This is a genomic window from Phyllobacterium trifolii (assembly GCF_014192095.1).
GTDB classification, from domain to species: Bacteria; Pseudomonadota; Alphaproteobacteria; order Rhizobiales; family Rhizobiaceae; genus Phyllobacterium; species Phyllobacterium trifolii.
Genome location: NZ_JACHXN010000003.1, coordinates 25,307 through 50,006 on the forward strand (window position 1 = coordinate 25,307; position 24,700 = coordinate 50,006).

The 24,700-nt window shown below is 56.9% G+C and carries 23 protein-coding genes; 17 read left to right on the forward strand and 6 right to left on the reverse strand.

All coding sequences use genetic code 11. The features are described 5' to 3' along the window. Complete coding sequence (locus tag FHS21_RS31450) at window positions 1–603, forward strand: autotransporter outer membrane beta-barrel domain-containing protein (protein WP_376772068.1); 603 nt, start codon at window positions 1–3, stop codon at window positions 601–603. Between the two features lie 83 nt (window positions 604–686). Further along, the gene (locus FHS21_RS05130; protein ID WP_112525972.1) at window positions 687–1,673 is read left to right on the forward strand and encodes an Lnb N-terminal periplasmic domain-containing protein; all 987 of its coding nucleotides are present in this window, start codon (window positions 687–689) and stop codon (window positions 1,671–1,673) included. Here the strand turns inward: FHS21_RS05130 and FHS21_RS05135 are convergent. Continuing rightward, the gene (locus FHS21_RS05135) at window positions 1,670–2,101 is read right to left on the reverse strand and encodes a nucleoside deaminase (RefSeq protein ID WP_210283391.1); all 432 of its coding nucleotides are present in this window, start codon (window positions 2,099–2,101) and stop codon (window positions 1,670–1,672) included. The two genes, FHS21_RS05130 and FHS21_RS05135, sit on opposite strands and share 4 nt — an antisense overlap. Before the next feature lie 99 nt (window positions 2,102–2,200). On the opposite strand from FHS21_RS05135, the gene FHS21_RS05140 reads away from it, so the two are divergent. From FHS21_RS05140 to FHS21_RS05160, 5 genes are read left to right on the forward strand one after another with little or no spacing between them, the layout of a single operon-like run. Beyond that, on the forward strand, window positions 2,201–4,042 hold the full coding sequence (locus tag FHS21_RS05140) for a pseudouridine synthase (RefSeq protein ID WP_183661172.1): 1,842 nt from the start codon (window positions 2,201–2,203) through the stop codon (window positions 4,040–4,042). An 11-nt stretch (window positions 4,043–4,053) separates the two neighbouring features. Next, a complete protein-coding gene (rsmD, locus tag FHS21_RS05145; protein WP_112551485.1) occupies window positions 4,054–4,611 on the forward strand; it encodes a 16S rRNA (guanine(966)-N(2))-methyltransferase RsmD in 558 nt (185 codons plus the stop codon). Between the two features lie 48 nt (window positions 4,612–4,659). Further along, the gene (locus FHS21_RS05150; RefSeq protein WP_183661175.1) at window positions 4,660–6,132 is read left to right on the forward strand and encodes a M16 family metallopeptidase; all 1,473 of its coding nucleotides are present in this window, start codon (window positions 4,660–4,662) and stop codon (window positions 6,130–6,132) included. Then, window positions 6,129–7,439: a M16 family metallopeptidase gene (locus FHS21_RS05155; RefSeq protein ID WP_183661178.1), complete on the forward strand. Its 1,311-nt coding sequence runs from the start codon at window positions 6,129–6,131 to the stop codon at window positions 7,437–7,439. The genes FHS21_RS05150 and FHS21_RS05155 overlap by 4 nt, the downstream gene beginning before the upstream one ends. 16 nt (window positions 7,440–7,455) lie before the next feature. Continuing rightward, window positions 7,456–8,358 carry a patatin-like phospholipase family protein gene (locus tag FHS21_RS05160; protein ID WP_246410838.1) on the forward strand — a complete coding sequence of 301 codons (903 nt, stop codon included), beginning with the start codon at window positions 7,456–7,458 and terminating at the stop codon, window positions 8,356–8,358. Window positions 8,359–8,364: 6 nt separating this feature from the next. Here the strand turns inward: FHS21_RS05160 and FHS21_RS05165 are convergent, their stop codons facing one another. Further along, on the reverse strand, window positions 8,365–10,191 hold the full coding sequence (locus FHS21_RS05165) for a monovalent cation:proton antiporter-2 (CPA2) family protein (RefSeq protein ID WP_112551488.1): 1,827 nt from the start codon (window positions 10,189–10,191) through the stop codon (window positions 8,365–8,367). A 140-nt stretch (window positions 10,192–10,331) separates the two neighbouring features. On the opposite strand from FHS21_RS05165, the gene FHS21_RS05170 reads away from it, so the two are divergent. From FHS21_RS05170 to lpxK, 6 genes are read left to right on the forward strand one after another with little or no spacing between them, the layout of a single operon-like run. After that, window positions 10,332–11,675 (forward strand): TldD/PmbA family protein, encoded by a 1,344-nt coding sequence (locus tag FHS21_RS05170; RefSeq protein ID WP_112551489.1) that lies wholly within the window; start codon window positions 10,332–10,334, stop codon window positions 11,673–11,675. Beyond that, the gene (locus FHS21_RS05175) at window positions 11,662–12,471 is read left to right on the forward strand and encodes a 3'(2'),5'-bisphosphate nucleotidase CysQ (protein WP_112525956.1); all 810 of its coding nucleotides are present in this window, start codon (window positions 11,662–11,664) and stop codon (window positions 12,469–12,471) included. Before FHS21_RS05170 ends, FHS21_RS05175 begins: the two co-directional genes overlap by 14 nt. Before the next feature lie 40 nt (window positions 12,472–12,511). Further along, window positions 12,512–12,760, forward strand: coding sequence for a DUF4170 domain-containing protein (locus FHS21_RS05180; protein ID WP_112525954.1), 249 nt, complete (start codon window positions 12,512–12,514; stop codon window positions 12,758–12,760). A gap of 24 nt (window positions 12,761–12,784) precedes the next feature. Continuing rightward, the gene (locus FHS21_RS05185; protein ID WP_183661181.1) at window positions 12,785–13,558 is read left to right on the forward strand and encodes a lysophospholipid acyltransferase family protein; all 774 of its coding nucleotides are present in this window, start codon (window positions 12,785–12,787) and stop codon (window positions 13,556–13,558) included. Continuing rightward, window positions 13,555–14,877, forward strand: a complete 1,323-nt coding sequence (gene waaA, locus FHS21_RS05190; RefSeq protein ID WP_112525950.1) for a lipid IV(A) 3-deoxy-D-manno-octulosonic acid transferase — start codon at window positions 13,555–13,557, stop codon at window positions 14,875–14,877. Before FHS21_RS05185 ends, waaA begins: the two co-directional genes overlap by 4 nt. After that, window positions 14,874–15,905, forward strand: a complete 1,032-nt coding sequence (gene lpxK, locus FHS21_RS05195; RefSeq protein WP_112525948.1) for a tetraacyldisaccharide 4'-kinase — start codon at window positions 14,874–14,876, stop codon at window positions 15,903–15,905. The genes waaA and lpxK overlap by 4 nt, the downstream gene beginning before the upstream one ends. Here lpxK and FHS21_RS05200 read toward each other — a convergent pair. From FHS21_RS05200 to mutL, 3 genes are all read right to left on the reverse strand, one after another. Further along, window positions 15,900–16,355, reverse strand: coding sequence for a hypothetical protein (locus tag FHS21_RS05200; protein ID WP_112525947.1), 456 nt, complete (start codon window positions 16,353–16,355; stop codon window positions 15,900–15,902). The genes lpxK and FHS21_RS05200 overlap by 6 nt on opposite strands. 1 nt (window position 16,356) lies before the next feature. Next, window positions 16,357–16,593 carry a DUF2093 domain-containing protein gene (locus FHS21_RS05205; protein ID WP_112525945.1) on the reverse strand — a complete coding sequence of 79 codons (237 nt, stop codon included), beginning with the start codon at window positions 16,591–16,593 and terminating at the stop codon, window positions 16,357–16,359. A 62-nt stretch (window positions 16,594–16,655) separates the two neighbouring features. Beyond that, on the reverse strand, window positions 16,656–18,512 hold the full coding sequence (mutL, locus tag FHS21_RS05210) for a DNA mismatch repair endonuclease MutL (RefSeq protein WP_112525943.1): 1,857 nt from the start codon (window positions 18,510–18,512) through the stop codon (window positions 16,656–16,658). A 135-nt stretch (window positions 18,513–18,647) separates the two neighbouring features. Here mutL and FHS21_RS05215 point away from each other — a divergent pair, with 135 nt between their 5' ends. Beyond that, the gene (locus FHS21_RS05215; RefSeq protein ID WP_112525941.1) at window positions 18,648–19,838 is read left to right on the forward strand and encodes an acyl-CoA dehydrogenase; all 1,191 of its coding nucleotides are present in this window, start codon (window positions 18,648–18,650) and stop codon (window positions 19,836–19,838) included. A gap of 2 nt (window positions 19,839–19,840) precedes the next feature. Here the strand turns inward: FHS21_RS05215 and FHS21_RS05220 are convergent, their stop codons facing one another. After that, window positions 19,841–20,179 (reverse strand): protein tyrosine phosphatase family protein, encoded by a 339-nt coding sequence (locus FHS21_RS05220; protein WP_112525939.1) that lies wholly within the window; start codon window positions 20,177–20,179, stop codon window positions 19,841–19,843. A 359-nt stretch (window positions 20,180–20,538) separates the two neighbouring features. Here FHS21_RS05220 and urtA point away from each other — a divergent pair, with 359 nt between their 5' ends. The 3 genes from urtA (at window position 20,539) to urtC (ending at window position 24,699) form a co-directional block, all read left to right on the forward strand. After that, the gene (gene urtA, locus FHS21_RS05225) at window positions 20,539–21,789 is read left to right on the forward strand and encodes an urea ABC transporter substrate-binding protein (RefSeq protein WP_370637266.1); all 1,251 of its coding nucleotides are present in this window, start codon (window positions 20,539–20,541) and stop codon (window positions 21,787–21,789) included. A gap of 109 nt (window positions 21,790–21,898) precedes the next feature. Then, entirely contained in the window at window positions 21,899–23,524 is a 1,626-nt protein-coding gene (gene urtB / locus FHS21_RS05230) for an urea ABC transporter permease subunit UrtB (protein WP_112525935.1), read from the forward strand. Further along, window positions 23,521–24,699, forward strand: coding sequence for an urea ABC transporter permease subunit UrtC (gene urtC, locus FHS21_RS05235; RefSeq protein ID WP_112525933.1), 1,179 nt, complete (start codon window positions 23,521–23,523; stop codon window positions 24,697–24,699). The genes urtB and urtC overlap by 4 nt, the downstream gene beginning before the upstream one ends. Window position 24,700: the final 1 nt, after the last annotated feature.

The window sequence follows — 24,700 nt, forward strand, 5'->3', positions numbered from 1 at the left end:
ATCTATGGCGGTGCCCAGTTTGGGACTCTCAACTTGCGCTCGGGTGCAAGCTATACGTGGCATGCCATCGACACCAATCGTCTGGTCCAGTTCACAGGATCGCAGGAACGTCTGTCTGCCAACTACGATGGTGGAACGGCACAGGTCTTTGGCGAATTGAGCTATGGAGTTCAGGTCAAAAGCATTGCTCTCGAGCCCTTCGCAAATCTGTCCTATGCCAATCTGCATGTTGACAGTTTCGCTGAAAAGGGTGGTTCGGCTGCGTTAACCGGTGCTTCGTCGGACACCGATGTGACATTTACCACGCTGGGATTGCGCGCCTCAAAGCAATTGTTGTTCGGCGATGCCACGGCGACGCTTCGGGGGATGGCAGGCTGGCGGCATGCCTACGGCGATGTCACGCCGTTATCGTCGCTTGCATTTGCCGGTATGGATAGCTTCGAGATATCGGCATTGCCGATCGCTCGGGATGCTGCGCTGGTCGAGGTGGGTTTGGACATTGATCTTGCGCCGACCACCACATTTGGCTTTTCCTATCGTGGGCAGATTGCCAGCGAAGTGCAGGATCATGGTGTCAAAGCCGATCTGACAGTGCGATTCTAGCAACGAGAATTGTGGAACCGATTGATGCTTTCGTTTACAAGGGGAGCGCGTCGCTTCCATCTTCCCATCGAGGACCGCAACAATTGTTCATTCTGCGATTTCTTGGCCTGATCATCCTTATAATTTTGACGCTTATTGGCTTTCTGTGGGGAGGGTTTGCACTCTGGTATCAATTGCCGTTTGGCATTGCCGGTAATATTGGTTGCCTGTTGCTCTGGGCGGCGATCGCTTTCGCCGTCCTTTGGCTAGAGTTCAAGGGCCGTGCCTGGCGCGCACTTATTGTGCTGGTTCCGGTCATGGTTGGCCTCGGCTATTGGTGGAGCACCATCACACCCTCGTTGAATCGTATTTGGGCCGATGATGTTGCGCAGACCGTCACCGGCTCACTCAACGGCAACTTTGTAACGCTATCCAACATTCGCAACTTTGAATGGCGTACGCCGGCTGACTACACACCGCGCTGGGAAGTTCGAACTTATGATCTTCAAGATCTGGAGTCCGTCGATCTGTTCCTGTCCTATTGGTCGAACCCCGCCATCGCCCACACGCTTGTCAGTTTCGGGTTCAACAATGGCGACCATGTTGTTTTCTCCGCAGAGATCCGCAAGGAGCGTCATGAAACGTTCTCGGAAATCGGAGGTTTCTTCAAGGAATTCGAGCTGGCGATGATTGCCGCCGACGAGCGCGATATCATTCGATTGCGTACCAATATCCGCAAGGAAGACGTTTATCGCTATCGCATCAATCTCAAGCCGGAGATGCGACAGGCACTCTTCCTGTCCTATATCGACAACGCCAATCATCTGGCGAGCACAGCAAAATTCTATAATACGATAACCGCCAACTGCACGACGGTAATTTTCGACATGGTCCGTGCCATAACTCCGGAATTGCCGCTCGATTACCGGGTCATTCTGTCAGGTTATTTGCCCGGTTATCTTTACGATATCGGCGCCATCGATCGTCACGGACCATTGGACGAGACGATAAGAGCAGCTTCGATCAACCAGCGAGCTCAGGATGCTGCCTCAGATATGGATTTTTCCGCGAAGATCAGGGTGGAAAACTAGAGTCTTTTGGTACGAAAGAACTCCTTGAGCATGACTTCTACTTCCTGTTCCTGAAAGCCGGAATATACCTCCGGTGCATGGTGGCAGGTCGGCTGAGCAAAAAACCGCGCACCGTTTTCCACGCCGCCGCCTTTGATGTCCTGTGCGCCGTAGTAGAGCCTCCTTATACGGGCGAAAGAAATCGCCGCCGCACACATGGTGCAGGGCTCCAACGTCACGTAGAGATCGCAACCGGTGAGGCGTTCGTCATCAAGGATCTGACAGGCTTCGCGGATAACAAGGATTTCCGCATGTGCTGTTGGATCGTTGAGCTCGCGCGTGCGATTGCCCGCCTGCGCCACGATTGTCCCATCCTTGACCAGGACCGCACCGATCGGCACCTCGCTGCGCGTCGCGGCGTCATGCGCTTCGGCAAGGGCCACACTCATTGGATCAGTTTTTTGGTTCACGCGGCGCTCATCGTCCAGAATTTACTCGCAAGAAAACCTCATAGCTGTTAGTGAGCGCTGCTGAAAGGCAAACATTCCATGACAAGTTCAAATGATGACGGGAAGGGCGGCAAACGTCCCTTTGAAAAGCGCAGCTTCGACAAGCGAGGCAATGATGGCGATCGCGCCAGAGGCCCACGCAAGTTCGACGGCGCCGCTCCCGCCAAGCGCGGAGTCGACCAGCGCAAATCGCCGCGTGACGAAGCACCGGCCGAAGAAGGCGAGCGTATAGCCAAGCGCTTGGCACGCGCCGGCATAGCCTCTCGGCGCGAGGCCGAAACGATGATCGCTGCGGGCCGCGTGTCCGTCAATGGCAAGCGGCTCGAAAGCCCGGCCATCAATGTCATGCCTGCCGATCGCATCGAAGTCGATGGCAAGCCTTTGCCGCAAAAGGAACGCACACGTCTTTGGCTCTACCACAAGCCCGCAGGTCTCGTAACGACCAACCGTGATCCGGAAGGGCGCCAGACCGTCTTTGAATCCTTGCCAAAGGATATGCCGCGCGTTCTTTCCGTCGGTCGTCTCGATATCAACACGGAAGGGTTGTTGCTTCTCACCAATGATGGCGGCCTGTCTCGCGCTCTTGAACTGCCGTCCACCGGCTGGCTCCGCCGCTATCGTGTTCGTGCTCATGGCAGCATTACCCAGGAAAAGCTCGATACGCTCAAGGATGGCATTGCAGTCGATGGCGTCTTCTACGGCGCGATAGAAGCGACCCTGGAACGCGAACAGGGCTCGAACGTCTGGATCATGGTTGGCTTGCGCGAAGGTAAAAACCGCGAAGTCAAAAATGTGCTTGGCGCACTTGGACTTTCAGTCAACCGGCTGATCCGCATTTCCTACGGACCGTTCCAGCTCAGCGATCTGCCGGAAGGCTCGGTGCGCGAAATGAATGGTCGAACCTTGCGCGACCAGCTTGGCGAACGGCTGATCGAGGAATCCGGTGCGGATTTCGAGGCACCGATTATTAACGTGTTCTCCAATGATGCGGTGAAGGGTGAGGCGGTCCAGCAACCGAGCGAGCGTCCGGAGCGCCGCGCATCCGAATGGATTTCCAGCGCTCCTGTCGCCAAGGCCCGAGGGCCGCGTAAATCGAAGGACGAGAAGCGTGAGGAGTCCCTCTCACGCTGGACGACGGATCGTAATGAGCGGCCGGTAGTGCCCCGCAGCGCTCGTGAGGATCGCCCTGCACGCGCGCCACGCGAAGACGATCGAAAGCCGCGCGCCCAACACGGCGTGTCATCGAAAGCTGATCGGGAGCGCAAGGAAGACGAAGCCGCAGCTCCGCGCAAGTCTCGCGGCGCCAATGTCTGGATGGCGCCTGGCGCGCGTCCGATGGGTAAGGCGAGGGCGAAGGCCGTGGCAGCGCGAGAAGAGCGAAACCGTTCGGACAGCCCGCGTGCCGACAAGCCGAAGCGTTTCGGCGAAGGCTCCGCTCGGCCTGCCGGTGACCGTCCTGCCGGTGATCGCCCCACCGGCGGCCGTTCGTCAGCTGGTTATGCCGGCGACAAGCCGCGCAGTTTTTCTCCACGCTCCCCACGAAGCGAAGGCGACAGCGCCGAACGACCGAAGCGCGCATTCAGCGCGGCAAGGCCGGAAGGATCGAGGGACGGACCTCGTCCGGATCGCCCGCCACGCGTCGGCAAGCGGGAGCGTGCCGAATTGAAGGAGCGGGAAGCGAGGGGTGAGCGTCCAGCTCAGGGTGATCGCCCAGCGCGTGCCGAACGTCCATACGGGGCAAGCGGCAAGCCGACGCGATCGGCCGGCCGTCAGGATGGCAAAAGCGGAGACCGGCCATATGGCGGGCCCAAAGGTCCACCGAGAGGCCGGACCGGTGGCGGCGCAAGTCGTTCTCCGCGTGGCGACAAACCCAAATCCTAGGACCTGAAGCCATGCGAATTGTCGGTGGCAGATTTCGCGGGCGTGCCTTGGCGACGCCCGCCTCCAACGCCATACGGCCGACGACCGACCGTACGCGCGAAAGCCTTTTCAATATTCTGGTGCACAACTATCCCGAGAAGTTTGAATCGACGCGCGTACTCGACCTGTTCGCCGGTACAGGCGCACTGGGCCTTGAGGCATTGTCACGCGGCGCTCGCTATGGTGTGTTCATTGAAGAATCGACTGAAGGGCGCGGACTGATCCGCACCAACGTCGAGGCATTCGGTCTGCTCGGTAACACCAAGATATTCCGCCGTGATGCGACGAAACTTGGCGACGCAGGCACCATCGAGCCATTTGATCTGGTCTTTGCCGATCCCCCCTATGGGAGAGGCCTCGGCGAGATGGCATTCAAATCCGCACTTGATGGCGGTTGGCTCAATCCCGACACACTTCTGGTGCTTGAGGAAGAGGCTGAAGCTTTGGTCGAACTCGATCCGCGATTTTCGGTTGTCGAAGAACGTCCATACGGCGGAACGGTTATACGGCTTGTCACATTGAAGTCGTAAAGACCGCGATTGTATCGCTATTCGTGAAACAGAACTGGATCGATCTGCATGTCCTTCATTTTAAGCCGCGCCCTTGCGGTATTTGTCCTGGTCGGCGCATCGACCCTTGCGGCTGTTTCCTTCGTTCCAGCGCGTGCAGATACGGTTCCGCAAACCGCGAAGGCGATCGAGACAACCAATAAAGATGACGTTTCGTCGTTCCATCTGGACAATGGACTCGAAGTTGTCGTGATTCCCGATCATCGCGCGCCCGTCGTCACCCACATGATGTGGTACCACGTCGGTTCAGCAGATGAGGAACCTGGCAAATCTGGCATCGCACATTTCTTTGAACACCTCATGTTCAAAGCCACCAAGACCTATCCAGCTGGTGAATTTTCCCGCAAGGTTGCCGAGATCGGCGGACAGGAAAATGCTTTTACCTCTTACGACTACACTGCGTTCTATCAGCAAGTAGCGCCATCGGCTCTCGAAATGGTCATGACCTATGAGGCCGACCGTATGGAAAATCTCATTCTCAATGACGATGTGGTCAAGACCGAGCGCGATGTCGTGCTTGAGGAGCGCCGCTCTCGGACGGACAGCAACCCTTCAGCTTTGCTTGCGGAAGAGGTCAATGCGACGCTCTATCAGAACCATCCATACCGGATGCCGGTGATTGGCTGGCTGCACGAAATGCAGCAGTTGAATCTCAAGGACGCGCTTGCATTTTACGTCAAATATTACACCCCGAATAACGCGACGCTTGTCGTCTCGGGTGATGTCGATCTGGCTACGGTGAAGGCGCTTGCGGAAAAGACTTATGGCAAGGTTCCGCGCCGGGCAGAGCCCGGAAAACGCGAGCGTCCGCAGGAGCCGGAGCAGAATACCAAGCGTACTGTCTCATTGGCCGACCCGCGGGTTTCGCAACCGAGTTTCCAGAAGATGTGGCTTGCTCCTTCCTATACCAGTGCCAAACCGGGGGAAGCTGAAGCCTTGGATCTTTTGAGCGAAATTCTGGGTGGATCCAACCGCAGCCGCATCTACCAATCACTGGTCATCACCGACGGAACTGCTGCAAGCGCCGGCGCGTATTATCAAGGCGGGTCGCTGGATACCGGCAGTTTCGGTGTCTACGGTTCGCCGCGCGGTACAGCGACCCTGACCGAAGTCGAAGCTGGTATCGACGCTCAGATCGCCAGCATCATCAAGGATGGCGTAACGGAAGATGAACTCGAGAAGGCGCGCAATCGTTTCCTGAAAAGCGTGATTTTCGCCCGTGACAGTCAGGCTGGCATGGCGCGAATCTATGGCTCGACGCTCTCGACTGGACAAACCATTCAGGACATCCAGGAATGGCCCGACCGCATCCGCGCGGTAAAGGTTCAGGATATCCAGACTGTGGCGCAGCGTTATCTTGTCGATAGCCGTTCGGTTACGAGCTATCTCATGCCGGAGGACGGGAAACCTGATCAGAAATCGGACAAAGAGCCCGCAGAAGCACAACAACCAGAAGCGCCTGCAGAAGGGGCCGTCCAATGACCGCGCCAATCATGAGGCGATTTGCCGCCCTGATTTTCCTGATCCTGTTTTCCGCTGCTCCGAGTTATGCAGTCGAAATAAAGGAAGTTGTCTCGCCGAAAGGCATCAAGGCCTGGCTGGTGCAGGACGATTTCGTCCCGCTGATTTCCATGCGCTTTTCGTTCAAGGGCGGATCGACACAGGATCCTAACGGCAAGGAAGGTCTTGCCAATTTGATGACTGGCCTCTTCGATGAAGGCGCCGGGGATCTCGATTCGGAAACTTTTCAGGAGAAGCTTGACGACGTCGGCGCCGAGATGGGCTTCAACGCCGACGATGACGACGTTACGGGATCCATTCGTATGCTCGCCGAGAAGCGGGATCAAGCCGTTGATCTTCTGACACTGGCGGTCAACAAGCCTCGTTTCGATCAAGCCCCGATTGACCGGATTCGTCAGCAGATTGTTGCCGGGATCAAGTCGTCTGAACGCGATCCCAACACGATAGCCGGACGTAAATTCGCAGAAGTGCTTTATGGCGATCATCCCTATGGGCGTCGTTCAGAAGGCACCGAAGCGAGCCTGAATTCGATCACCCATGATGATCTGGCAACCTTTCACAAACGCAATTTCGCCCGCGATAATCTGATCGTCGCAGTTGTCGGTTCGATCAGCCCGGAAGAGTTGAGCCCGCTGCTTGACAAGGTATTCGGCGACCTTCCGGAGAAAGCTGAACTTGAGACCATCAGCGAGGCCAAGCTTGCGTTTGGTCAAACTACGCGCGTCGATTACGCTCTGCCGCAGACATCGATCTCCATGGTTTATCCCGGTGTCCGTCGTCAGGATGCAGATTTCTTCCCCGCCTATATTATGAACCATATTCTTGGCGGCGGCACATTCTCTTCGCGCATTTACAACGAGGTACGCGAAAAGCGCGGTCTTGCTTATTCGGCGGGCTCGAATCTCGTTACACGCGATCATATGGCGGCGCTGATGGTGAACACGGCCACCCGCGCTGATCGTGCCAACGAAACCCTGCAGATCTTGAAAACCGAGATCGCAAAAATGGCCAAGGACGGCCCGACGGAAGACGAACTTGTCGAGGCCAAGAAATACCTTGTCGGGTCCTATGCCGTGAACAATCTCGACTCGTCGTCGGCTGTCGCCAGTACGCTTATCGGCTTGCAGGACGAAAATCTCGGCCGGGACTATATCGACAAGCGCGCCGAGCTGATCAATGCTGTTACGCTCGATCAGGTGAAAGCCGCAGCCAAAAAATTGCTTGAAACGGATCCGGCTATTCTCATCGTCGGATCGCCACAATCCTGAGAAGGATGGGAGCGCCATGATCGCTCGCGATCTGCAAGAGATGGATGGATCAAATGGCGCGGGTAATAGCGCTGATACGCCGACTTTCGCCATTGCATTCGGCGGTGGTGGGGCGAGGGGGCTGGCTCATATCAACGTTATCGAGGCCCTGGACGAGCTAGGCATACGGCCGACGGCAATATCCGGTTCCTCCATCGGTGCAATCATGGGCGCAGGCATGGCGGCAGGCATGTCCGGCCGTGACATCCGCGAATATGCGATCGCCACCTTGTCGCGGCGCGCTGAAATTGCGGCGCGGCTGTGGCGTATGCGCCCCGCCAGTTTTGGTGAAATGCTGGGCGGTGGTATCCGCTTCAGCCAGTTCAACATTGAAAAGGTGCTTAAGAGTTTTCTTCCCGATCGCATTCCGGAAACGTTTGAGGAATTGACTATCCCACTGAGTGTAACCGCCACCGACTTTTACGGTCAAAGAGAGGTGCCGATCGCCGAAGGTGATCTCTACAGCGCCATCGCGGCGTCAGCCGCCATACCGGCATTGTTCCGCCCCGTGCGTCGGGACGATTGCATTCTCATCGATGGCGGCATCTACAACCCTGTCCCGTTCGATCACCTGAAGGACAAGGCGCAGTTCGTGATCGCTATCGATGTCGTTGGAGGACCGGAAGGCGATCTCGGCAAGTTTCCGTCGTCCATCGATGCGATGTTCGGCGCCAGTCAGTTGATGATGCAGTCGATCATCGCGACACGCCTGCGTACCGATCCGCCGGCAATTTTCCTCCGCCCAAACGTCGCACGGTTCGGAGTTCTCGATTTTCTCCGCGTTGAGCAGGTATTGCGCGACTCGGCCGGCATCAAGGAAGACTTGAAACGAGCGGTCGATGCCGCCATTACCTATGTCGAGCATCGCGAACTGGAGTGAATACGCCTACTCAGCCGGAGTGGCGTCGGGCTCCATTTCCTCATCAGGAACCGTATCGATACGCTTGGCTTCGCGTGTCGGCTTGATCAGCGGTTCTGGTGTCACCGGTCGCGTCAACAACAGATCGTTGCCGGCTGTCAGGCCTTCCGACGCCTGGATATGCAGCCGGTCCTCATCGCGCCGCCGAATATCCTCCATGATTTCATGGGCAAGTTCTTCGCCAACCCCGAGTTCTTCCAGCGTGCGGCGGCCAAACACCAGGCCGGACTCCAGGGTCTCGCGTAGCTCGTAGTGAACCCCGCGCGCTCGTAACTTCAACGTGTGAACGCGGTCATACGAACGGACGAACAGCTTGATATCCGGATAGTTCGCCTGGATCATTTCAACGATTTGATCCGTCGTTTCTTTTATATGTGTGCAGACGGCAACGATCTTGGCTTGCCGTATTCCCGCAGCTTCCAGAACTTCCTTGCGCGTGCCATCACCGAAATAAATGCGGAATCCGAATCGTCCTGCCGCGCGTATCCGATCTGCGGATGCGTCGATCACAGTCACGTCGCTTCCACCAGCAAGCAGAATTTGCGCCGCGATCTGACCGTAACGCGAAAAACCGATCATCATCACATCTGCACCCGCTCCATCGAAGTCCTCGTCGATCTCGTCTTCGGCGTTCGGATTGGCTAGAAACTTGTTTCCAAGCGCGACGGATAACGGCATGACGGCCATCGAAAGCGTTACGACTGCCACCAGTTCTGAAGCTGTAGACACACTCATCAGGCCAGATGCAGCGGCCGCGGAAAACAATACGAAGCCGAACTCGCCGCCTTGCGGTAGAAAGAAAGCAATCCGGATTGCATCGTTGTGATCGGAGCGAAAGAGCCGTGCCAGCAGATAGACGACGAGCGCCTTGATCGCCATGAAGACCGGTACTGCAAGCAGGATTGCCAGCCAGTCGGAGAGAATGACATCGAGATCCAGCGAGAGCCCGACAGCCATGAAGAACAGGCCGAGAAACACACCGCGAAATGGTTCGATATCGGCTTCGAGCTCATGCCGGTAGGAAGACTCCGCCAAAAGAACGCCGGCGATGAAGGCGCCCATGGCCATCGATAACCCGGCGAACTGCATCAGAACAGCTGCACCGAGCACGACGAATAGCGCCGCGGCAATCATGACTTCGCGCGCGCCCGTATTGGCAATGAAGCGAAACAGGGGGTTGAGGAGATAGCGTCCGACTGCGACGATTGCACCAATACAGATGACCGCAATGAGAAACTGGCCCAGCGGATCCGCCGCGTGCTGGGCAGAGCCAGGCGCAAGGACAGGGATCATCGCCAGCAAGGGAACGATGGCCAAGTCCTGAAATAGCAGGATGGCGAACGAAGTCTGACCGTGCTGCGTGGCTGTTTCGCCGCGCTCCTCCAATATCTGCATGGCAAATGCTGTCGAAGACAGTGCCAGACCAAACCCGGTCACAACTGCCGCCTGCCACATCATCAAGTTCAAAGCGAGGATCAGCCCGGTAAGCACAGCACCCGTTACGATGACCTGCGCGGCACCAAGGCCGAAAATCGCATGGCGCAATGTCCAGAGACGCGAGGGCTTCAATTCGAGACCGATGACGAAAAGCAGGAACACGACGCCGAGTTCGGAGAAATGCAGGACCTGTTCACCATCGGTAATGAGATTGGCCAGAGGTCCGATCAGTAGGCCAGCAGCGAGATATCCAAGAACCGTGCCGAGCCCAAGACGCTTGAACAGCGGCGCCGCAACTATTGCCCCCGCGAGAAGTGCCAGTGCCTGAAAATAGAGGTTGCCGCTTTGCGAGAGCATATATTTGTGACCTCGGCTGTGAGATTGTTGCGTTAGCTTGCCTTGATAGACCCCAATTTGCACCATATAGGAAGGAATGCATCTGACTTTCGTCAGATAAGTCCTTGCATCCTATCATGCAATCAACGTTAGAGACGAAAATGACCGAGCCGGTAAATTCCCGCGAATTCGTAGACAATGCGGCGGCACTTGTGGAAGCTGCAAAGCGTGCGGGGGCTGATGCCGCCGATGCGGTTGTCGTACGTTCGCGCTCGACAGGCGTGACTGTTCGGCTCGGAAAAGTCGAATCGACGGAATCCTCGGAAAGCGACGAGTTTTCATTGCGCGTATTCGTCGGACGCAAGGTTGCGAGTGTTTCGGCCAATGCCGGCGTTGATCCGAAAGTTTTGGCGGAGCGCGCCGTCGCCATGGCCAAAGTTTCACCGGACGACGCATTTGAAGGGCTTGCCGCCCCCGAAAATCTCGTGCGCAACATCCGTGACCTCGATCTTTATGATTCGACGGTAGTCGACGCAGCGCAATTGACCGAGGCAGCCCTGACCGCAGAAGAAGCCGCTCTTGCTGTCGAAGGCGTTACCAATTCCGGTGGCGGATCGGCGTCGGCGGGAATGGGTGGGCTTGTGCTTGTTACGTCTGGCGGCTTTGCCGGGCAGTATATGGGTTCGCGCTTTTCGCGCTCGGTCAGTGCCATTGCCGGAAGCGGCACTGCCATGGAACGCGACTATGATTTTTCGTCGCGTATCTATTTCGACGCTTTGGACGATGCTGAGGCCATTGGTCGCTCTGCCGGCGAGCGGGCTGTCAAGCGCCTTGGTGCACGTCAGGCAAAGACCGGCCGCGTTAACGTCGTCTTCGATCCGCGCGTTGCCCGCGGCATTGCCAGTCACATCGCCAGTGCGATCAATGGAGCCTCGGTTGCGCGCAAGACCAGTTTTCTCAAGGATCGCATGGGGATGAAAGTTCTCTCGGACGCGATCGATGTCACCGACGATCCATTGCGGGTTCGCGGCTCGTCCTCACGTCCGTTCGATGGCGAAGGGATGGAGGGCGTGCCGCTCAACATGATTGAGAATGGTGTGCTCAAGCACTGGTTCCTCTCGACCTCGACAGCCAAGGAATTGGGCTTGACCACAAATGGCCGGGGTGTGCGTTCTGGTTCGACGGTTGTCCCATCTTCGACCAACTTCGCTATAGAACCCGGAGACAAGACACCCGAAGAAATCATCCGTTCTGTCGGGACGGGCTTCTACGTTACAGAGCTGTTCGGCCATGGCGTGGATATGGTCACCGGTGAGTACAGTCGCGGTGCCTCGGGATTCTGGATCGAGAACGGCGAACTTGCTTACCCGGTGAGCGAAGTCACCATCGCGTCCAACCTGAAAGAGATGTTTCTCAATCTCGTTGCCGCCAACGATATTGATCGTAATTTCGGTGTTGCCAGCCCGACTCTCCTGATCGAAGGCATGACTCTTGCCGGCAAATAAACAAAATCGCGAAGATCTCGAACTGATACGTGAGGCTGCAGAGGGAGCAGGTCGAATAGCGCTATCGTATTTTAAGCAAGCGCCGCAAATCTGGATGAAGACAGGCAATTCGCCGGTCACTGAGGCAGACCTTGCTGCAGACAAGTATCTGAAGGACATGTTGCTGACGGCCCGGCCCGACTATGGCTGGATATCGGAAGAGACCCTCGATGAACGGGTAGCCTCACCGAGACAACGGTTCTTTGTGGTCGATCCGATCGATGGAACTCGAGCCTTTATCGAAGGGCAGGATGTCTGGTGTGTCAGCGTTGCTGTCATTGAAAATGGGCGGCCTGTCGCGGGTGTGCTCGACTGTCCTGCGCGCGAGGAAATATTCACGGCATTGCCGGGTTTCGGCGCGGAGCAAAATGGCAGTGCTATTCGCGTTCAGGCCGAGAACCAGCCATTCAAGGTAGCGGGACCTGGTGCATTTTTGAAAAGACTGCCCGAGCGGTTCCTTTCCTCCATCGAACATGCTCCTTATGTGGCCTCGCTGGCTTATCGGATCGCCATGGTGGCGCGCGGCGATATTGCCGGGACTTTTGTGCGCCCCAACTCGCATGACTGGGATTTGGCTGCGGCGGACCTCATCCTTTCGGAGGCGGGCGGCAATGTCTTGACAGCGGATGGCAAGCCACTCACCTACGGCTTACGCAATACCAGCACCGGCGATTATCGGCATGAGGCGCTCGTCGCCGCCAGCGGTCTACTAATGGATAACATGTTGGCCGTTGTCGCCGAAACCGCCTTCGGATAAACAGGCAGTAACTTCAATTCGATCATTTGGATGGGCAACCATGAGCGAAAACGCATCAGATCAAAAGCAACTGCTTCATCTCGTCTTTGGCGGCGAGCTGAAGAAACTGGGCGGTGTGGAATTTCGCGATCTCGACAAGCTCGATATTGTCGGCATCTACCCAAATTTCGACACCGCACAGCGTGCGTGGAAATCCAAAGCACAGCAGACGGTCGATAATGCGCACATGCGCTATTTTATCGTGCACATGCATAAGTTGCTGGATCCAGTCACAGGCAAGGCAGACTGATCGCTCGTGCGGTCTATTATCGGCATGAGTGAACACATCCCAGTGGTAACCAAGTCTCCCCGGCGAAAAAGCGGGATGCTGAAACGTTTTTGGCGAAGGGTACGTGGCCCCTTGGCAAACTCGCCGATGGTCCGCTCGATGATCGCTTTTCTGATCACGCAGTTTTTCCGGCTGGTCAATGCTACCAACCCGAGGCTTCCCGGTTCCTCCGATCTTGAGGAAATGAAGCGCGGTGGCGAACCTTTCATCGCGGTTGCTTGGCACGGCCAGCACCTGATGGCGCCGTTCCTGATGCCGCGCGGTGTTCGCTTTGTTGCCATGTTCTCGAAAAGCAAGGACGCTGAACTCAATGCGCGTGTCGCTGAACGCTTTGGCGTCGAGATCGTGCGCGGTTCCGGCGGGAGAGATCGGGCCAGGGGGACGGTAAAAGGTGGTGCGCGCGCCTTGCTCGCCTTGAAAAAAGCCCTCAAGGAAGGTAAGACCGCTGCCATGATTGCTGATATCCCGCACGGGACGCCGCGTGAATCCGGAATTGGCGTCATCCTTCTTGCCAAGCTGTCTGGCCGTCCAATTCTCCCGATTTGCTACCTGACGTCTAAACGAAAAGTCTTGGAGAAGAGCTGGGACAAGACCACCATTCCCTTGCCCTTTGGCAGGTCGGGGCTGATTATTGGCGACCCTATTTTCGTGCCGGAGGATGCCGACGATGCAATGCTTGAAGCCAAACGTGTCGAATTGACCAACAGTTTGAATGCGAACACCGTTCGGGTGCATGAGTTGGTGGATGGTAGAGTATGAGTGAACGTTGGGCTCGATTTGTCCTGAGCACCTATCGATGGGTCGGTGCGGCGGCCTTTCCGATCGTTGGCGCCTACGTAGCTTTCCGCGCGAGCAAAGGCAAGGAAGAGCGCGGTCGTCATGGCGAGCGCTACGGCAATGCGAGCGTTGCCCGCCCTTCGGGTCCACTCATTTGGGTTCATGCGGCCAGTGTGGGCGAGACATCGGCTGTCACGCCGCTTGTGGAAGCAATCATCGATACGGGTATCCATGTGGTCCTGACGACGGGCACCGTCACATCTGCGAAGATGGTGCAGGAACGCCTCGGCGACCGCGTCATTCATCAATACGTTCCGCTTGACCTGAAACCGGCAGTCGATCGTTTTCTAACCCACTGGCAGCCCGATCTCGCAGTCATCTGCGAATCCGAAATCTGGCCGATGACGATCCTCGAACTCGGGACGCGCCGGGTCCCGCAAGTTCTCGTCAACGGTCGCTTGTCGGATCGCTCTTTCGCATCGTGGCACAGGCGCGCGTCAATCGCGGAAGCCTTGTTCGAAAACCTTGCGCATGTCGTCGCCCAATCCGAAGTCGATGGCGAACGGTTCCGCGCGCTTGGTGCAAGACCGGTGACAGTTTCGGGCAATCTGAAAGTCGACACGGCCGTGCCGCCGGTAAACAACGCAGAACTCGCTTCGCTCCAGCGTATGATCGGAACGCGCAAGATTTGGGCGGCCATTTCAACCCACCAGGGCGAAGAGGCTGTTGTTGCTCAGGTCCACCATATGTTGAAGGCAAGACATCGTGATTTGCTGACGATCATTGTTCCGCGCCATCCGGATCGTGCAGCGCAGATTGCAGCCGAGATTGAGAAGTTGGGCATGAAGGTCGCGCTACGAAGTCGCGGCGATCAGATTGAGCCCGATACCGACATTTATCTTGGCGATACGATAGGCGACATGGGACTTTATCTGCGGCTGACGGAAATCGCCTTTGTTGGTCGTTCGTTGACGGCCCAGGGCGGGCAAAACCCCCTTGAACCTGCCATGCTGAAGTCCGCTATTCTTTCCGGGCGAAATGTCCAGAATTTCCGCGACTCCTACCAGCGTCTGATCAAGAATGGCGGCGCCAAGCTTGTACGCGACAAGGACATGCTGGCTGGGGCGGTGAATTACCTTTTCAACAACCCTGCAGAACGCCAAATCATGATTGATGCCGGGTTGAAGACCGTTGAAGACATGCGCGGTTCGCTGACCCGCACCATGACGGCGCTTGAGCCTTTTATTCAGCCGCTGGTTCTTCAGGCACGTCTGAGCAATCGCGAAGGCGGCTGGAAATGACGAGTGAGGCGCCTCCGTTCTGGTGGGAGAAACCGGACTGGCGCGCTCGGGCTCTGAGCCCTCTTTCAAAAATATATGGAATGGTTGCCGGACGGCGTATTCGGCGGGCCAAACCGCCAGCCATACCTGTGCCTGTACTGTGCATAGGTAACTTTACCCTGGGCGGAGCAGGCAAAACGCCGACATCCATAGCGTTTGCGCAGGCGGCGACTGCAGCAGGTCTCAAGCCAGGCATTGCTTCGCGTGGCTATGGCGGCGCGTTCTCCGGTCTGCACCGCGTTGATCTGGACCACGACAGTGCCCGCCATGTCGGCGACGAGCCGATGCTGCTCGCACGGCACGCACCGGTGGTCGTGTGCACAGATCGCCTGGCCGGTGCGAAGTCCCTGCAGGACGCGGGATGCGACTTCATCATCATGGACGATGGCTTCCAGAGCGCCCGTCTTCACTTCGATTATGCTCTGCTCGTCGTCGACGCCGGACGTGGTATCGGCAATGGGCACGTCTTCCCGGGTGGCCCCTTGCGCGCGCCCTTGATCGACCAGTTGGTTCGTACCGACGCGTTGCTGAAGATCGGCACAGCGAACGGCGCTGACAAACTGGTCCGGAACGCTGCGCGTGCGGCGAAGCCCGTTTACGAGGCCGTCCTCAAACCCAAAGCATTGGAAGGGATAGCAGATAGACCGTTACTCGCTTTTGCGGGCATTGGCGATCCATCCAAATTCTTCAGGACGCTTGAAGAGGCGGGTGCCAAGGTCGAGCAAACAAGATCGTTCCCCGACCATCATCCCTATAAGGACGAAGACGTTGCCGATCTTGTAAGGGACGCCGGCAAGGACGGTCTTACCTTGATTACAACGGCAAAAGACCAGGTCCGGTTGCTGGACGGTAGCCCGGCCGTGAAAGAGTTCGCGTCGCGGGTCCTGGTTCTGGAGGTTGAGCTCGTCTTCAGTCATCCTCAGACTGCGTTACGCATCATTCGGGAAACGCGAGATCGCGCCCGGGTGCGTTCTCTCAAACGCTCATAACCGCCCGCGGAAATTCCGGATCCTCGGCGGTGCTTCGCGCATGGGTATATCGAGATTGCGTCCGGTCGTCTGGCTGAAATTGCGGTCATTCGAGAAAAGAATGGTGCCTCCACGCCGAATTTCGACGGAAAGCGCAACGCGCGGCGCCGATCCGCTCGCTGGAATCTCGATCTCATATGCTACGGGGAAATACCCGTTGCGGTTGAGTGTGAAACTCGTCCCGCCGATCTTGGGCATGTGGGAAGAATTCCCTCCCGTGGCATCATAGGCGGTTATGTATACGACCGAACTTGCCGTAAGCCACGCATAGGAGGAACCTCGCAGATAACCGCGTATGGTTTTCGTTGGTCCGCTATAGGCCGGCTCGCGGCTCGCGCTATCTGTGGTGCAGCCACTTGCCAGCGTAGCGGCAGCAAGAAGCGAAAATAGTACCGCGCGCCTCGAGCGCATCTCAGGCCTTGCTGCGTTGACGCAGAGCGGGGTTCATCTCGATCTCGCGCTCCAATGAAATCCGTGCGTCGGCGTAGGCTTCCTGCCGCGCGACACTCCAGTACTTCAATTCGTCAAGCGGGATCTTTTCGGAGGTAACGGAACACAAGACGTAGGAGCCCGGCGACAGGACCTGGAAATCACCGTCGAGATAGCGGATTTTGGCTTCGCGCGAGCCAGGGCCTTCAAATCTGTTCATAAATGCGTTCCAGTTTTATCAATTCATTTCATTTAGGCGCCCGTGGTCATGCCGGTCAAGACTCACCTGCGGCCAAACAAGCGCTCAATGTCTGTCAACTTCAGTTCAATATAGGTGGGACGGCCGTGATTACAGGTACCGGAGCCTGGAGTTTCCTCCATCTGGCGCAGCAGGGCATTCATTTCGTCGGGTTTCAAGCGACGTCCGGCGCGAACAGAGCCATGGCACGCCATGGTTGCAGCGACGTGATCGAGAATGGCTTTGAGACCGTCCGACGTATCGTGTTCGGCAATTTCATCAGCGAGATCGCGGATCAGTTTCTGCGTATCGATTTCTCCCAGCATGGAGGGCGTTTCACGCACGGCGATCGCACCTGGCCCGAAAGATTCAATACCAAGGCCGAAGCGCGCCAGTGTCTCGGCATGGGCTACAAGGCGCCCGACATCTTCTTCCGGCAGATCGACGATTTCGGGGATGAGCAGCATCTGCGCGGACAGGGGCTTCGAATGAAGCGCATTTTTCAGTGCCTCATAGACCAGCCGCTCGTGGGCCGCATGCTGGTCGACAATGACCAGACTGTCTTCAGTCTGTGAGACGATATAGTTGGAATGAATCTGCGCTCTTGCAGCCCCAAGCGGCGCTGATAGCAGCTCCTGTGGAGCCTCAGCCATCCCAGCCCGTGTGTCTGTGGCAAGCGCCGTTGCACCATCGTAAAGGAAGGCCTGAACCGTTTCCGCAAAACCCTCTCCACCATGCAGTGCGGCTGGCTCCGTTGCGAACGGACGATAAGGTGATTGCTGGACATTGTAGTTCTGATTGACCGCGGCAGCCCCTTGCCAGCGCTGTGCTGCTGGTCGGATTGGTTCTACGCCGCCAAGTCGGAATGAATTCAGCATCGCCTCGGCACCGCTGGTCGCGGCACGGATGCCGGATTGGCCGAGTGCTTCGCGAATGGCCCCAACGATCAACCCCCGCACCAACCCGGGATCACGGAAGCGCACGTCGGCTTTGGCCGGATGCACATTGACGTCAACAAGAGCCGGATCAAGATTGAGGAAAAGCACGACGACTGGATGCCGGTCGCGCGAAATCACATCGGCATAGGCGCCGCGTATCGCGCCCCAGATTTGCTTGTCGCGGACGGGGCGTCCGTTCACATAGGCAAATTGCTGCAGGCTGTTGGCGCGATTGAATGCAGGAATGCCAGCAAAGCCGGATAGACGCACACCATCGCGCATTGCATCGATAGCAATGGCGTTTTCGGGAAACTCCTTGCCGAGCACCTGCGAAATGCGCTCCAGCATACCCGTCGATCCCGTGCCGGTTGCGGCAAGATCCAAAGGTGTGCGGTCGCTTCCGGCAATTGAAAAGCGAATATGTGGAAAAGCGATTGCGACGCGCTTGACCACATCGCTTATGGCTGAAGCTTCGGCGCGGTCTGTCTTCATGAACTTCAGTCGTGCCGGTGTCGCGAAAAACAGATCACGGACTTCTGCAATCGTTCCGCCATTCATTGGCGTCGGGCGAGGCCCCTCCAGGCGTCCGCCGTGAACGTTGACTTCAAATCCGGAATCCGCCTCGGCTATCCGCGATTTCATTGAAAGCCGCGATACCGAGCCGATCGATGGCAATGCTTCACCGCGAAAGCCGAGTGCGCGTATGTCATGGACATCATCGGTTAGCTTTGAAGTACAGTGACGCGCAACGGCGAGAGTTAACTCGTCAGACGGAATCCCCGATCCATTGTCGCTGACGCGGATCAAATTCTTGCCGCCGCCTGCGGTAACGATATCGATGCGGGTTGCGCCGGCATCGATAGCATTCTCGACGAGCTCCTTCACCACACTCGCCGGGCGTTCGATGACTTCGCCTGCGGCGATCTGGTTTATGATTGTTTCGGTCAGCTGCTTGATAGCCATCGAAAACCTATACTGGATTCGTCCTTCGACGGAAATCCGGCGGGTTGACTGTCCTCAGGAAACATTTGGACATCCATCTGGCTTTGGACACAAATTTGATGATAGGTCTTTTCCACAATCAAGGAGGAAACTCAAATGGCCAATTCGAAGCCGTCCTTTGTCTGGACTGATCCCTTTCTCTTGGAAGATCAATTGACCGAAGACGAGCGGATGATCCGCGACAGCGCCCGTGCCTTCGCGCAAAGCGAGTTGCTGCCGCGTATCGAAGAGGCCTATCTGGAGGAGAAGACCGATCCCGACCTTTTCAGGCTGATGGGCGATTCCGGCCTTCTCGGTGTCACCTTGCCTGAGGAATACGGCACCGCCGGAGCATCTTATGTGGCATACGGCCTTGTGGCCCGAGAAGTCGAGCGTGTCGACAGCGGTTATCGCTCCATGATGAGCGTCCAGTCGTCGCTGGTCATGTATCCGATCTATGCCTACGGCTCCGAGGAGCAGCGCAAGAAATACCTGCCAAAGCTTGCTTCGGGTGAGTGGATTGGCTGCTTCGGACTGACCGAGCCCGACGCTGGGTCGGATCCCGCCGGAATGAAAACCCGCGCGACAAAAGTCGCGGACGGATACCAGTTGTCCGGCTCGAAGATGTGGATTTCCAATTCACCCATAGCCGACGTTTTTGTCGTCTGGGCTAAATCTGACGCGCATGATGGACAGATAAGGGGCTTCGTCCTGGAAAAGGGCATGAAGGGTCTTTCAGCGCCGAAAATCGGCGGAAAGCTGTCGCTGCGTGCATCGATAACGGGCGAAATCGTCATGGACGGCGTCGTCGTTGGTGAAGAGCATTTGCTGCCGAATGTTTCCGGCCTGAAAGGGCCGTTCGGTTGCCTCAATCGCGCTCGCTACGGCATCTCGTGGGGGGTTATGGGCGCCGCAGAGGATTGCTGGCAGCGCACAGTGCAGTACGGGCTTGATCGCAAGCAGTTCGGACGGCCTCTCGCCGCTACACAGCTCTTTCAGAAGAAATTCGCTGACATGCAAACCGAAATCGCTCTCGGGCTACAGGCCTCGTTGCGCGTTGGCCGCCTGATGGACGAAGACAAAGTCGCGCCGGAGATGATCAGTCTTATCAAGCGGAACAATTGCGGCAAGGCGCTGGATATTGCCCGCGTCGCCCGTGACATGCATGGCGGCAATGGTATCCAGATCGGCTATCACGTCATGCGGCACGCGCAGAACCTTGAGACCGTCAATACCTATGAGGGCACGCACGACGTGCACGCCCTCATTCTAGGCCGCGCGCAGACAGGCATCCAGGCGTTCTTTTAAGGTTAGCTCTTCTGTTGTTGGACGATGCCATAAATATTGGTTGAGCGTGCGCCGGAGCGGCAATAGGCGAGGACAGGTCCTTCCGCTTCCTCCAGCGCTTTGGCCATGGCATCGACGTCGTCCTGGGTCAGTTGACCGGAGATAACCGGAACGTAATAAATCGGAATGCCTGCTTTTTCGGCAACCTGAGAAATTTCAGCGAAATCTGGCTGGTCCGGCGATTCGCCGTCCGGACGGTTGCAAATCAGCGCCTGATAGCCTGCGGCAACAATATCGCGCACGTCATCCGGTGAAATCTGGCCGGTCACAGCAAAATCTTCGTCAATTTGACGGATGTCCATTTTTTGTCCTTGGAAGAGTTGGTGTCGAAGTACCATACATCAAACGGAGGCCAATGCCATATCAAAGCATCTTTACTCTCTGTCCATGCCTATTAAATCAGCATATACAGCTATGTGACTAAAGTATGAGCTAAAGGGGGTTGCGAAAGCGTCCGAACCAAACATCTTGCAAAAAATGCATTGACTATGAAAACCCATAATATGCTGATAATTTTGAATAATTCAGATGTCTTTAACCAACGAACACGACTTGGCACGCTCGTTGCTTAGAACTCCTTTGGTACCAACAACCAAAAGAGGGGTTCACCTGAATGTTCAATTTACCAGCCAAATTTATCGGGACTTTGGCGGCCGCCGCCATGGGTGCGTCCCTGGCCATGTCACCCGCGAGCGCCGCGGACGACACGATCAAAGTCGGCATTCTGCATTCGCTCTCCGGGACGATGGCGATTTCCGAAACGACCCTCAAGGATACGATGCTGTTTCTGATTGACGAGCAGAACAAGAAGGGCGGTGTTCTCGGCAAGAAACTTGAGGCTGTCGTGGTTGATCCGGCTTCCGACTGGCCGCTCTTCGCCGAAAAGGCACGCCAGCTGATCGAGCAGGATAAAGTCGCCGCCGTATTCGGCTGCTGGACGTCTTCCTCGCGCAAATCGGTTCTGCCGGTGTTCGAAGAGCTGAACTCGATGCTGTTCTATCCTGTCCAGTACGAGGGTGAAGAAAGCTCGCGCAATGTGTTCTACACAGGCGCCGCTCCGAACCAGCAGGCTATTCCGGCTGTCGATTACCTCGCCAAGGAAGAAGGCGTCGAGCGCTGGGTTCTCGCCGGCACCGACTATGTTTACCCGCAGACCACCAACAAGATCCTGAAAGCCTACCTCAACGCCAAAGGCGTCAAAGATGAGGACATCATGATCAACTACACGCCATTCGGCCAGTCCGATTGGCAGACGATCGTCTCCGATATCAAGAAGTTCGGCTCGACAGGCAAGAAAACCGCCGTCGTTTCGACGATCAACGGCGATGCGAACGTGCCTTTCTACAAGGAACTCGCCAACCAGGGCATCAAGGCTGAAGACATTCCAGTCGTTGCCTTCTCGGTCGGCGAAGAAGAATTGGCTGGTCTCGATACCAAGCCGCTCGTCGGCCACCTCGCAGCCTGGAACTATTTCCAGTCGGTCGATGCGGACGCCAATGCTGAGTTCATCAAGGAGTGGCATGCCTATACGAAGAACGACAAGCGCGTGACCAACGACCCGATGGAAGCAACCTATATTGGCTTCAACATGTGGGTTAAGGCTGTTGAGGCCGCAGGCACCACGGATTCCAATGCGGTTATCGATTCAATCGTCGGCACCTCCGTTCCAAATCTTTCCGGTGGCTACGCGACCATGATGCCGAACCATCACATCACCAAGCCTGTGCTGATCGGTGAAGTGCAGGACGATGGCCAGTTCGACATCGTCTACCAGACCCCCGGCCTCGTCGTCGGTGATGAATGGTCCGATTATCTTCCGGGCTCCAAAGACCTGATCTCTGACTGGCGCAAGCCCATGTCGTGCGGCAATTTCAACATTGTCAGCGGCAAGTGCGGCGGCGTTACCAACTAGGGTTCGAACTCCCAGGCTTCGGGTCCGGGGCACATCCGAAGCTGACTCCATCCCCACCTTACGTGTGGGGATGGAGTTTCCGCCGAAAATTTCAACACAGGATTGATTGATGCGATTGAACCGCCTGCTGTCCGTATTCATTCTGATGCTTGGCTTCTGTTGTCACATTGCCCAGTCCAACGCGCAGACTGTTGATGACGCGACGCTGCGGCCGCTTGTTCAGGCGCTTGCCGGTGACAATTTCGAGAACACGACCAAGGCCATCTCGGACTTGGTCAAGACCGGCGATCCCCGCGTCTCCAAAATCCTCGATGCGCTCAGTGCCGGTGATCTTTACGTGGCCAAAGCCGACAAGACTGTCTTTCTTGGCAAACGTGACGGTTCTGACTACGCCGCAACCGATGCGCTGACCGGAGCAAAACTCGATCCCGTGCCGCGGTCGGCTGCTGAAAAGATCAAGGTCAACAATCGGTTGCGCCGTGATATCGCTGCTGCCATCGGCGGACTGACCCTGATGAGCGACAATATCGCCGAGCGCCGTTCGGCCGCAGAAGCTATCCTGAAGACCCGCGATCCGGAGTCGATCCCGCTATTGGATCAAGCCATCGCGGTTGAGAAGGATGCGGGCGTCAAAGCGCTCATGCAACAGGCCAAAGCCGCTGCTGTTCTGAATTCCGACGCGGCAGACGATGTGAAAATTGCCGCTATCACGGAAGTGAGTGCCGGCAACAGCCGCGCTGCTCTGGGTTTGCTTACTCCACTTGAGAACGTGCAGGGTCCGGTTGGCGAAGCGGCGAAGGCGGCTATCGACAGCATCAATACCAAGCTCGCATTCTGGAACGCCATCCAGAATGTCGTTTACGGCCTGTCACTGGGTTCGGTGTTGTTGCTCGCGGCCATCGGACTTGCCATTACCTTCGGTGTCATGGGTGTCATCAACATGGCACATGGCGAGATGGTCATGATCGGCGCCTATACGACGTTCGTGGTGCAGCAGATTATCCGGACGTCGGCGCCCGGACTGTTCGACTACTCGCTGCTCATAGCTCTCCCCGCCGCATTTCTCGTTTCCGGCGGGATAGGCGTGGTCATCGAGCGCGGCATTATCCGCTTTCTCTACGGACGTCCTCTTGAAACGTTGCTGGCGACCTGGGGCATCTCGCTCGTTCTGCAACAGGCAATTCGTTCCTGGTTCGGCGCATCCAACGTGCAGGTCGGCAACCCGTCCTGGATGGCAGGGTCGTTCGACCTGGGCTTGCTCACACTCACATGGTCGCGCCTGTGGATCATTGTTTTTGCGCTGTCCGTCTTTGCCATCCTGCAACTGGTCCTGAAGAAGACCATGCTCGGTTTGCGGATGCGGGCAGTCACCCAAAATCGCCGCATGGCCTCCTCGATGGGAATCAGGACGCCGTGGGTCGATGCACTCACCTTCGGCCTCGGCTCCGGCATCGCCGGAATTGCAGGCGTGGCGCTTAGCCAGATCGACAATGTCAGTCCGAATCTCGGCCAGGGCTATATCATCGACAGCTTCATGGTCGTTGTTTTTGGCGGTGTCGGCAATCTCTGGGGCACATTGGTTGGTGCCATGTCGCTCGGTATCGCCAACAAGTTCCTCGAGCCTTTCGCTGGGGCTGTCCTCGGCAAGATCGTCGTCCTCGTGCTTATCATCCTGTTCATCCAGAAGCGCCCGCGTGGTCTCTTCGCACTCAAGGGAAGGGCGATAGAGGCATGATCACCCAATGGTTTTTCACCCATGTTGATCGGCGCGGTGGGATTGCCATTGCGCTGCTCGTCGCGATTGCTCTCCTCGTACCACTTTCAAATCTCCTGCTGCCGCAAACTTCGCCACTTCATATCCCGACCTATCTGGTTTCGCTGATCGGCAAGTACCTGACCTATGCGCTGCTGGCAGTCGCGCTCGATCTGGTCTGGGGTTTCTGCGGGATCCTTTCGCTCGGTCACGGCGCCTTTTTTGCGTTGGGTGGCTACGCGATGGGGATGTATCTGATGCGCCAGATCGGCCCGCGCGGTGTCTATGCCGATCCGGTGCTCCCAGATTTCATGGTCTTCCTGAACTGGAAGGAATTGCCCTGGTTCTGGCACGGCTTCGATAATTTCTGGTTCGCAGCGCTGATGGTCGTTCTTGTTCCCGGCGCGCTTGCCTTCGGCTTTGGCTGGCTTGCCTTTCGCTCCCGCGTCACCGGCGTTTACCTGTCGATCATCACCCAGGCGCTGACCTATGCGCTGCTGCTGGCTTTTTTCCGCAACGACATGGGATTTGGCGGCAACAATGGCCTGACGGATTTCAAGGATATTCTCGGCTTCAACATTCAGGCTGGAACCACCCGCTCAATGCTGTTCGCGGCGACCGCACTGTTTCTTGCGCTGGCCGTCTTCGTGTCCAGTTTCATCATTCGATCCAAACTCGGCAAGGTTCTCGTCGGTGTCCGCGATGCGGAAAGCCGCATGCGCTTTCTTGGCTATCGTGTCGATCGCTACAAGCTGTTCGTCTGGACCATTTCAGCAATGATGGCGGGCATAGCCGGCGCGCTCTACGTGCCCCAGGTCGGTATTATCAACCCCTCGGAGTTCGAGCCGGCCAATTCTATCGAGGCGGTCATCTGGGTCGCCGTGGGCGGCCGTGGCACGATCATCGGACCCATCATCGGCGCCGTATTGGTCAATTTTGGCAAGACCTATTTCACGGCCGCATTCCCGGAAATCTGGCTGTTCGCCCTGGGCGCGCTGTTCATCATAGTCACCTTGTTCCTGCCAAAGGGTATCCTCGGTCTCTATGGCTCGTGGAGAACAAAACTGGCTGACCGCGCTGCGCGAAAGAAGGACAGCGCGCCCCCGCCAGTTGCCGCCGAGAATGTGCACCTTCCCGAACCTCAGGCAGCGGAATAGA

What these genes read in the sequence shown, in the direction of transcription:
- FHS21_RS05205 (WP_112525945.1), bottom strand. Translation starts at nt 16,593, where the DNA reads ATGAACAGATTTGAAGGCCCTGGCTCGCGCGAAGCCAAAATCCGCTAT.
- FHS21_RS05170 (WP_112551489.1), top strand. Translation starts at nt 10,332, where the DNA reads ATGACCGAGCCGGTAAATTCCCGCGAATTCGTAGACAATGCGGCGGCA.
- rsmD (WP_112551485.1), top strand. Translation starts at nt 4,054, where the DNA reads ATGCGAATTGTCGGTGGCAGATTTCGCGGGCGTGCCTTGGCGACGCCC.
- FHS21_RS05215 (WP_112525941.1), top strand. Translation starts at nt 18,648, where the DNA reads ATGGCCAATTCGAAGCCGTCCTTTGTCTGGACTGATCCCTTTCTCTTG.
- FHS21_RS05160 (WP_246410838.1), top strand. Translation starts at nt 7,456, where the DNA reads ATGATCGCTCGCGATCTGCAAGAGATGGATGGATCAAATGGCGCGGGT.
- FHS21_RS05220 (WP_112525939.1), bottom strand. Translation starts at nt 20,179, where the DNA reads ATGGACATCCGTCAAATTGACGAAGATTTTGCTGTGACCGGCCAGATT.
- waaA (WP_112525950.1), top strand. Translation starts at nt 13,555, where the DNA reads ATGAGTGAACGTTGGGCTCGATTTGTCCTGAGCACCTATCGATGGGTC.
- mutL (WP_112525943.1), bottom strand. Translation starts at nt 18,512, where the DNA reads ATGGCTATCAAGCAGCTGACCGAAACAATCATAAACCAGATCGCCGCA.
- FHS21_RS05180 (WP_112525954.1), top strand. Translation starts at nt 12,512, where the DNA reads ATGAGCGAAAACGCATCAGATCAAAAGCAACTGCTTCATCTCGTCTTT.
- FHS21_RS05140 (WP_183661172.1), top strand. Translation starts at nt 2,201, where the DNA reads ATGACAAGTTCAAATGATGACGGGAAGGGCGGCAAACGTCCCTTTGAA.
- FHS21_RS05155 (WP_183661178.1), top strand. Translation starts at nt 6,129, where the DNA reads ATGACCGCGCCAATCATGAGGCGATTTGCCGCCCTGATTTTCCTGATC.
- FHS21_RS05135 (WP_210283391.1), bottom strand. Translation starts at nt 2,101, where the DNA reads ATGAGTGTGGCCCTTGCCGAAGCGCATGACGCCGCGACGCGCAGCGAG.
- urtB (WP_112525935.1), top strand. Translation starts at nt 21,899, where the DNA reads ATGCGATTGAACCGCCTGCTGTCCGTATTCATTCTGATGCTTGGCTTC.
- urtC (WP_112525933.1), top strand. Translation starts at nt 23,521, where the DNA reads ATGATCACCCAATGGTTTTTCACCCATGTTGATCGGCGCGGTGGGATT.
- lpxK (WP_112525948.1), top strand. Translation starts at nt 14,874, where the DNA reads ATGACGAGTGAGGCGCCTCCGTTCTGGTGGGAGAAACCGGACTGGCGC.
- urtA (WP_370637266.1), top strand. Translation starts at nt 20,539, where the DNA reads ATGGGTGCGTCCCTGGCCATGTCACCCGCGAGCGCCGCGGACGACACG.
- FHS21_RS05185 (WP_183661181.1), top strand. Translation starts at nt 12,785, where the DNA reads ATGAGTGAACACATCCCAGTGGTAACCAAGTCTCCCCGGCGAAAAAGC.
- FHS21_RS05150 (WP_183661175.1), top strand. Translation starts at nt 4,660, where the DNA reads ATGTCCTTCATTTTAAGCCGCGCCCTTGCGGTATTTGTCCTGGTCGGC.
- FHS21_RS05165 (WP_112551488.1), bottom strand. Translation starts at nt 10,191, where the DNA reads ATGCTCTCGCAAAGCGGCAACCTCTATTTTCAGGCACTGGCACTTCTC.
- FHS21_RS05200 (WP_112525947.1), bottom strand. Translation starts at nt 16,355, where the DNA reads ATGCGCTCGAGGCGCGCGGTACTATTTTCGCTTCTTGCTGCCGCTACG.